The following is a 7,753-nucleotide window of genomic DNA, read 5'->3' on the forward strand; positions in this document are numbered from 1 at the left end:
ACATGTTACAGTGTGTGAAAAGCCGGGTGAAAAACTCTCTATCTACATTGGCGAAGAGAAAGTTGCGACATTTTATACGCAACGCTAAAACAGTTCGGTTTTAAATGTTCCGAAGAGTCCAGTTTTAAAAGTTACGCAACAAAAATATGTAGAATGCTTGAAAAGTGGTGGCGCTTCATGTATACTTTGGGTGCGTGTTCAACAGTGGCTATGGGGTGAAATCGTGATTGGCAAACGATCAGTATGGGAAAGGGTGTTCCTGCTCTGCGTGAGCCTGGTCTTCGCGATCGTGGTCGCCTTCGCAATCCCCCCGAGCGCCCTGTCGCTGAGTTTTTTTATTGTTCCGATCATCCTCGCCGCGAGCTACTACGGCCTCGCGGGCGGGATCGGGTGTGCACTACTCAGCGTGATTCTCGCGGTCTCGCTGGCCGAGAAGGCCGGGATACAGCTCCAGGATGCGCAGCTCATAGCCTACGTCATCCTCTATTTCCTCGTCGGTTGTTTCAGCGGCTTCATGCAGCGGGAACAGGATAGGATCCAGAACGTCCTCCACCTCTCATCGATCACCGATGAACTGACCGGTTTATATAACTATCAGCATTTCCGGATCCGCCTGGAGGAGGAGGTGAAGCGCGCCAAGCGCTACGGCCATGCCCTCGCCCTGGTCCTCTGCGATGTGAATCATTTTAAACTTATCAACGACACCTTCGGCCATCACAACGGGAACTTTATCCTCAACAAGTTGGCTGGTCTCGTGAAGGATGCGGTGAGGGAGAGCGATATACCATTCCGCTACGGAGGCGACGAGTTTGCGGTGATCCTCCCTGAGACCGAGGCCGAGGCCGAGACGGTGGCGCAGCGGATCATCGCCGCGGTTGACGGGGCATATGCCTCTGAGAAGATTGACGAATCACTCAAACCGAGCCTGACCGCCGGCGTCGCCTACAGGAGTCCCGAGAGGCCTCTCTCGGCGGCCCTGCTGATTTCTTTCGCTGACGAGGCGCTCTATAAAGCAAAGCGCGCGGGGAAGAAGATTGAACTGTGCGCACTCGGCGAAAAGGCGCTGTAGCAACGCCGGCTGAAATCTCCTGCCTCACCGAATCGCGGTGCTCAGAGGATCCCCCGAGAGAGGTATCCAACCATGCGTGACATTATCCTCGCCTCGCAGTCAGAGGCGCGGAAAAAGCTGCTCAGGCAGATCGGGCTTCGCTTCCGGGTCATCGGCTCGCGCGTGAGGGAAAACCGGTCATTGAAGGGGAGGTGCGGCGATCTGGTGATCAGGAATGCACTGAAGAAGGCCCGGGATGTGGCGCGGGGGCTCAGTTCCGGCGTGGTCATTTCAGCCGATACGGTGGTCCTGGTCGGGAGAACACTTATCGGGAAACCGCGAAATATCGAGGACGCGTTCAGGACATTGAAAGCGCTCTCCCGAAAGCCCCAGTGGGTGTACACGGGCATTGCGGTGATCGATATTGATAGGCGGAAGACCTTCACCGCCCATGAGAAGACGAAGGTGCACATGCGCCCCCTGAGCGACACGCAGATCATGAACTATTTTAAGAAGGTCTCCCCGCTCGACAAGGCGGGGAGTTTTGATATCCAGGGTCCCGGGGCGCTCTTCATTGACCGCATCGAGGGATGCTACTACAACGTGGTGGGCCTCCCGCTCGCGAAACTTGCCGTTTTGCTTGAGAAGGTGGGGATCAACATTTAAATCCCAAATCCCAAACCCCAAATCCCAATAAAAGTCCAAATGACAAAATTCAAATGACAAAACAATCTCAAAATCCAAACCTCAAACTTCAAAACAAATCCCAAACCCCACAGCACAAGCTCCAAATTCCAAAAAGATTCCCAACCACCAACCAGAACCTGTCCTGCCGAAGGTCCCGAATCGCTTTCGGGAGGGAAGCGAAGTCGAAAGGCCCCTGAACCATTAACCAGCAATAAATGACCAATACCAGATAACAAAACTAATCGAGCATAATTATTTTGAGCGCTCTTTCATGCTGTACGGGCTTACATTTGGTAAATTTCACCAAAATATCCGACCGTCTATGCTTCAGAAATCAATGATTTAAGCATCCATGCGTATCTCACTATGGTTGACAATAAGTTGCTAATTTATATAACCGGTGACATGCTAAAAGACCACTGAGGATTGAATATCCGGGGCATGGTACCACGTCACAATCCGCGGGAACGAGCGGGGGGAGATATTCCGGGACGACAAGGACAGGAAGCGGAGCTGCGGTGACGAATAATCATATGCCCCTTCAGAAGCAGATGTTGAAAGACCGAAGATTGGCAAACGGGTGAAGCAGATTCACAACAAACTTGTCAGTGTATAGTGAAGGTCTGATGCTGCAATGAATGAGAAATGGTGTCTTGTGCATTTAGGAGCTGTAGGTGGCTCAAATGTTGGTGCTTGTTTTGGTAGGTTGGCGCAGCGGATGGGGTCAAATCTTTCATCTTGACAGATCTGGAAGAATTGCTTGGAATGTCAAGAATAAAGAATTGACCCCAATCACCCAGTCACCGAGTATCAAGCCAATCCATGTTTGTTTTTGATTGTCTTCTCTATTAGATATAAGCATTCGGGGATACGTTCCCTGATTTGCTTTCCGGAGAAGCGGAGGACTGACCAGCCGTGAGCTGTTGGCTCGTTGTTTCTTTGGCGATCCCGCGCAAGCGCATCCGGAAGCGTGTGATACCTCTCCCCATCGCATTCCACATCTATATTACCGTTATTGCAGTATATGCAAAAATCAAGGCAATATGTTTTGCCCCTCGTGCAAACAAACATCTGCCTTTCAGGTCTGATCTTTTTCCGCTTAAGGGCATCATAAATTTTATCTTCCAATGGGCTTGTTTCCCACAAATCGTTTATTTCCCGGGCTCCCATCAATTTCTCGTAGGTTGTAGGTATGTGTACTATCCTTCTCCACCTTCGGCTGGGGATAGGGTGAGGCAATGTTTCAATCTCGCCCAACCGGATACGGTAATAGTCTTTCTGGGCCCGGGGATGCTGGGGTTCGTCGCGGAAAAGCTCAATCCTTTTCAGCACATCTATATCAGAGACAGGTGAGAAATAGGTGACTTTGCATTTGAACTCTTCTTCAAATACGGTGGGAAAATAAAAACCAAGGTACTTAATCTTACCAACGTTTCGCGGCGCGGATTCAAAGGGGATGTGATACCACCGCTCCTTTAGAATGTTCGGCCAAAGCTTCTTCCGGGGAACAATACCCACCAGAGCTGGTGTATTTGTCGTACTCATATAAAAGATGGACTGGTAGCACCGGAAAGATTATGTTTTGCCAATGGCAACATTATGGCCTGGGCCGGTCATATTGTCAATCATGAAGAATCATGGCCGCACCATGACTATTGACTGCGGAACCTGAGGATCGCCGGCGCGTCTGCTCTGTGCCGCGTCCCGCTCCTGCCGGCAGGTAGCGGGATTGCCGCTCAATTCCGGCGTTATGTGAGAAACTGGTAAAAACGATTTGACGTTATAACGTTATAGTGCTATATTAGATGTTGAGACTGGAGGTGCGAGATGACCGTTTTGAGCAAACGAGCTACCATCTACCTGAACGCTGACCTGTTCCGGGTTATCCGTATCAAGTCGGCGGAAACGTCAAAATCGGTTTCAGAAATTGTGAATGACGCCGTTCGATTGTCTCTTGCCGAGGATGCGGAAGATCTTGCAGCGTTCGATGAGCGTGCGCACGAGCCTGTTATCACGTTCGAGAAAGCTCTCAAGGAGTTGCGGCGTCATGGAAAGATATGAGATCGTCTTGCGGCGCTCCGTATTGAAGGATCTCAATGGCATTCCCAAAAAGGACACCCGGCGAATTATGCGCACAATCGGGTCTCTGGCGGTCAACCCAAGACCCGCCGGATGTGCGAAACTGTCAGGTCAAGAGAAATATCGCATTCGCCAGGGTATGTATCGAATTCTCTATTCCATTGAAGATGATCGCCTTATCGTCTATGTTGTGAAAGTTGGCCATAGAAGGGATGTGTACCGCTGACAGCATTGTAAATAAATCAGGATCAAACCTCTACTGTACACTGAAAATTATTATACCGGTTCGTGGAGGGAATTCGCCGCAACGTGTAATGACCGCGCATAGGGGCCGAGGAAGGTAGTGTATGAGGACATTAGAGAGAATCCAGTCGGGGGATTTCAATATTCCCATGACGGTGTCATGGTATCTGTCCAATATCGGAATGGCGCAGGGGATGCAGGAATTGTTCACGCGCCAATCTCCCCAGAGGTTGAAGGTTCTGCGGGAACATGCGATTGCGGAGAGCGCTATCTCATCCAACAGAATTGAGGGGGTCGAAATTGATCAATCCAGAGTCGGCACCGTTATTTTTGGACGGCCGGCACTCAAAGACCGGGACGAGCAGGAAGTCAGCGGGTATCGCGATGCGTTGAATCTCGTTCATACCCGCGGTACGAGTTTGGTTGTTTCAGAAGACACGGTTCTCAATCTGCATCGATTGAGCCGAGGTGGGATAGGGGATGCAGGTCGCTATAAAAAGCAGCCGGTGGATATTATCGAAAGAACAGCCGATGGCCGCAGCCGCATTCGTTTCCGCAGTGTATCCCCTGAAGAGACGCCGGAGTATATGCGTCAACTCCTCGCGCGGTGGCATGATGAAATTCGCGATCACCGCATATCCCCCTTGATCGCGCTCGCGGCATTCAACCTTGACTTTCTCTGTATTCACCCGTTCCGCGACGGAAACGGAAGAGTCTCACGGCTTTTACTCTTATTGACCTGCTATCATGCGGGTTTTGAAGTCGGGCGATATATCAGTCTGGAAAGATTGATCGAGCAAAACAAAGAACGTTATTACGAGACCCTCCAGCAGAGCTCTCATGGGTGGCACGAGGGGAGGCATGATCCATGGCTGTATATCGGCTACATAATTTGGATCATTAAAACCGCATATGATGAATTCGCACAGCGGGTCGGCCGGATTGCTGCGCCCAGAGGCGAGAAGGCTGAACTTGTCAGCGCGGCCATCCATAGGCAGGACGGGGAATTCCGACTTTCGGATATCGAAGGGGCATGTCCCGGTGTCGGGCGCGATTGGATTCGCACTATTCTCTTTGAATTAAAAGCGCAGGGGAAAGTTGGATGTGCGGGAAAGGGACGGGGAGCAAGATGGCGACTTTTGAAGGATTGAGTGTAGTACATCCACATGAGTGTATTATTGAGTGTAGTGATATAAGTGACTTAAGCATCTGGATTGCATTGGGGCATTGGGGTCTGACCGTGATATCTCTATGCCGTGGAGAATGATATAGATATTCAGGGCTCAAAAAAAGGCCTTAGGGGCTGTTTTGAGGGCTATTTATGAGTTTTAAAATAGCAGCTCAGTGCAGTTAGGTAACATCTTACCTATAGACCAACATTTATTTGGATTTGGGATTTGGGATTTCTTTCGGGGGTTTGGGATTTTGGATTTCTGTTGGATTTTGGTTTGATAGGAGCATATTGTCCGGGTCTTCATCGTACGATCGGGCGGGGATTGCGTACAGGAGATTGAAGAAGGAAGGGTCATTGACGAGCTCTTCAAACCAGCCCTCCTCCATGATGACATATACCCTGCGCGGCACTGAGAGCGCCTTTTTCAAATCCTCCGGCCGGTCGAATTCCTGCATCGTCCTGTCGGCATAGAAGGAGACAGAACCCCTGATATTATCTGATGGCCTGTAGAAATAAAGCGGATGTTTGCCGACAGTGCGCCAGGTCTCGCGGCTGATCTCGAAATAGCATTTTCGGTTGGGCCGTGAATACAAGACATTGGGGGAGTGATCGATAATCAGGATGCACAGGATGATCGCTATGGCCGCGTAGGTACCGCTCGTGAACCGTCTTTTGATAAAAAGAATGATGCCGAAAATAACCACGGGACACAATGCGCACGCTGCGACGAAAGTGAAGTAGGCGGCATCCATATGCGCGGCGCACAGGCTGAACAGCGCGCACGGGAAGACGATCCAGAGCCAGCCGATTCCCTCCCAGAGCCCCTCCTGTTTCGACCGCAGTTTATCATCCAACCAGGAGCCCATGAGAATTGCCATCCCTGCATACGAGGGCAAAATATAGGTTCTCTCCTTGATGCCTGAAAATGAGAGCAGGAGGGCCGGCAGGAACGCCCAGATGAGCAGGAAAGAAAAAAATGACCTGTTCTGTTGCTCGGAGGGATTCCGCATCTCCCCGATCCCCCGCCAGACGGCACACGGCAGAATGACAATCCAGGGGCCGAGGATCTCCGGCAGCCGCTTTATGTAGAAGTACCAGGGCAATCTGTGGCCGATGTCGGTATGGTAAAAACGGACATCGGGAAGCTCGTAGTGCCTCTGCAGGAATCGGCCTATCAGATTGTTTACGAAATGCTCATGGAGGTAGCCGATACCTCCCTCCCGGTACAAGAGGAGGATCCACAACCCAACGGGTATGAGAAAAGAGAAGAGGGGGAGCGGCGAGAAGAGAGCCCGCAGTGCGCTCCAGCGCCTTTCCACAACGCAAAATGCAGCGACGACCACCGCGATGCTGAAGAAGGCGGCAATCCCTTTCGTGAGGAACGCCGCAGCCGAGAAGAGCGCGCACAACCACAGGGCGAGCGCTCGTTTCTTCTCACCCGAGGCCCAGAACGCCGACCAGGCGAAACAGGTAAGGGCCCATGTGCAGAATGCCCCCACCGCGATGTCGAGGAGGATCACGTGGCTGTATCTCCAGAATCGGGGCATGGTCAGGAGGATCAGCACGGTGAGCCACGCCATTCGGGAGCCGCGCCAGCGATGTCCGAAGGCGAATGCCGGGATAATCATGAAGAGACCGAACGCCAGCGAGACCGACCGCGCGACGGTCGGCGTGATGCGGCCCGAGAGCGCGTAGACGAGTGCGACCAGGTTATAGTAGAGGGGCGGCTTTTCAAGAAATGGGAGGCCGCAGAGGCGGGGGACGACCCAGTGTCCATCCCTGAACGTCTCCCGGGCGATCTCTGCTTCGCGGGGCTCATCGGGGCCAAAGAGATACCCGTGGTGGACCCCCGTGATCATCGCCGCGACGACAACCGCGATGAGAAACAGCGATACATTCCGGTTCATTGTGCCGATTCCGGTGATCTGCTGCGAGCGCCCTGCACGCAGTTACTCAGGGATAGCATGATGAGACACACGATCCACTTTTACACGAGCTCCATCTGTATCAACCAGGAATTCATTATAATTCAGGTCGTGAGCGGTGGCAAATATAAAAGGGGATGCAGAAAGTAGCCATAGCATTTTCACCACGGAGGCACGGAGGGCCCTAAAACAGCAAAAACAGTTTCTCGTTGCTCGTTACTAGTAACCAGAAACTAGCTACTACAAACTGTAGTTCACATCTGTGTTCATCTGTGGTTATAATTAAACCCTATAATCAGCCCCACGTAAGGGGTCACTTATAGAGGGGGGCCACGGATCCCGCTAAGCGGGACGGATTATGACGGATATTCACAGATGAAAAGAAAGCTTCATCTGCGGCCATCCGTGTGGTTATCCTTGAAAATCCGTGGCGAACATCATTTACCGTTACCCATGCAAAACTGATAATCATACAAAGGCGAAAAGAACAAGTGTACAATCTCTGTGCAAGGTGGCTCGGCGACGGCGAGCCGGAAAGGAGGCTGCGATGGCCTTGTACGGTGGATTGGATCTGCACGGTGACAACGTGTATGTGGG

Annotated in this window: 7 protein-coding genes; 5 read left to right on the forward strand and 2 right to left on the reverse strand. The window is 51.7% G+C overall.

Annotated features, from left to right (window positions below; genetic code table 11):
• Positions 1–223: 223 nt before the first annotated feature.
• Positions 224–1,069: a GGDEF domain-containing protein gene (locus NTX71_12505; protein ID MCX6340713.1), complete on the forward strand. Its 846-nt coding sequence runs from the start codon at positions 224–226 to the stop codon at positions 1,067–1,069.
• Between the two features lie 72 nt (positions 1,070–1,141).
• Entirely contained in the window at positions 1,142–1,714 is a 573-nt protein-coding gene (locus NTX71_12510) for a Maf family protein (GenBank protein ID MCX6340714.1), read from the forward strand.
• An 831-nt stretch (positions 1,715–2,545) separates the two neighbouring features.
• Here the strand turns inward: NTX71_12510 and NTX71_12515 are convergent.
• The gene (locus NTX71_12515; GenBank protein MCX6340715.1) at positions 2,546–3,280 is read right to left on the reverse strand and encodes a DUF559 domain-containing protein; all 735 of its coding nucleotides are present in this window, start codon (positions 3,278–3,280) and stop codon (positions 2,546–2,548) included.
• Between the two features lie 282 nt (positions 3,281–3,562).
• On the opposite strand from NTX71_12515, the gene NTX71_12520 reads away from it, so the two are divergent.
• From NTX71_12520 to NTX71_12530, 3 genes are all read left to right on the forward strand, one after another.
• Complete coding sequence (locus NTX71_12520) at positions 3,563–3,796, forward strand: CopG family transcriptional regulator (protein ID MCX6340716.1); 234 nt, start codon at positions 3,563–3,565, stop codon at positions 3,794–3,796.
• Positions 3,783–4,040, forward strand: a complete 258-nt coding sequence (locus NTX71_12525; GenBank protein ID MCX6340717.1) for a type II toxin-antitoxin system RelE/ParE family toxin — start codon at positions 3,783–3,785, stop codon at positions 4,038–4,040. Before NTX71_12520 ends, NTX71_12525 begins: the two co-directional genes overlap by 14 nt.
• A 121-nt stretch (positions 4,041–4,161) precedes the next feature.
• A complete protein-coding gene (locus NTX71_12530; protein ID MCX6340718.1) occupies positions 4,162–5,208 on the forward strand; it encodes a Fic family protein in 1,047 nt (348 codons plus the stop codon).
• A 229-nt stretch (positions 5,209–5,437) separates the two neighbouring features.
• Here NTX71_12530 and NTX71_12535 read toward each other — a convergent pair whose 3' ends face one another.
• Positions 5,438–7,138: a glycosyltransferase family 39 protein gene (locus NTX71_12535; GenBank protein MCX6340719.1), complete on the reverse strand. Its 1,701-nt coding sequence runs from the start codon at positions 7,136–7,138 to the stop codon at positions 5,438–5,440.
• Between the last annotated feature and the right edge of the window lie 615 nt (positions 7,139–7,753).

This window comes from Candidatus Auribacterota bacterium (assembly GCA_026392035.1).
In the GTDB taxonomy this organism is placed as follows: Bacteria; Auribacterota; Tritonobacteria; order UBA1439; family UBA1439; genus JAPLCX01.

Bases quoted from the DNA above. Each gene is read 5' to 3' on its own strand.
- NTX71_12510 (MCX6340714.1), top strand. From the start codon at position 1,142: ATGCGTGACATTATCCTCGCCTCGCAGTCAGAGGCGCGGAAAAAGCTG.
- NTX71_12515 (MCX6340715.1), bottom strand. From the start codon at position 3,280: ATGAGTACGACAAATACACCAGCTCTGGTGGGTATTGTTCCCCGGAAG.
- NTX71_12520 (MCX6340716.1), top strand. From the start codon at position 3,563: ATGACCGTTTTGAGCAAACGAGCTACCATCTACCTGAACGCTGACCTG.
- NTX71_12525 (MCX6340717.1), top strand. From the start codon at position 3,783: ATGGAAAGATATGAGATCGTCTTGCGGCGCTCCGTATTGAAGGATCTC.
- NTX71_12530 (MCX6340718.1), top strand. From the start codon at position 4,162: ATGAGGACATTAGAGAGAATCCAGTCGGGGGATTTCAATATTCCCATG.
- NTX71_12535 (MCX6340719.1), bottom strand. From the start codon at position 7,138: ATGAACCGGAATGTATCGCTGTTTCTCATCGCGGTTGTCGTCGCGGCG.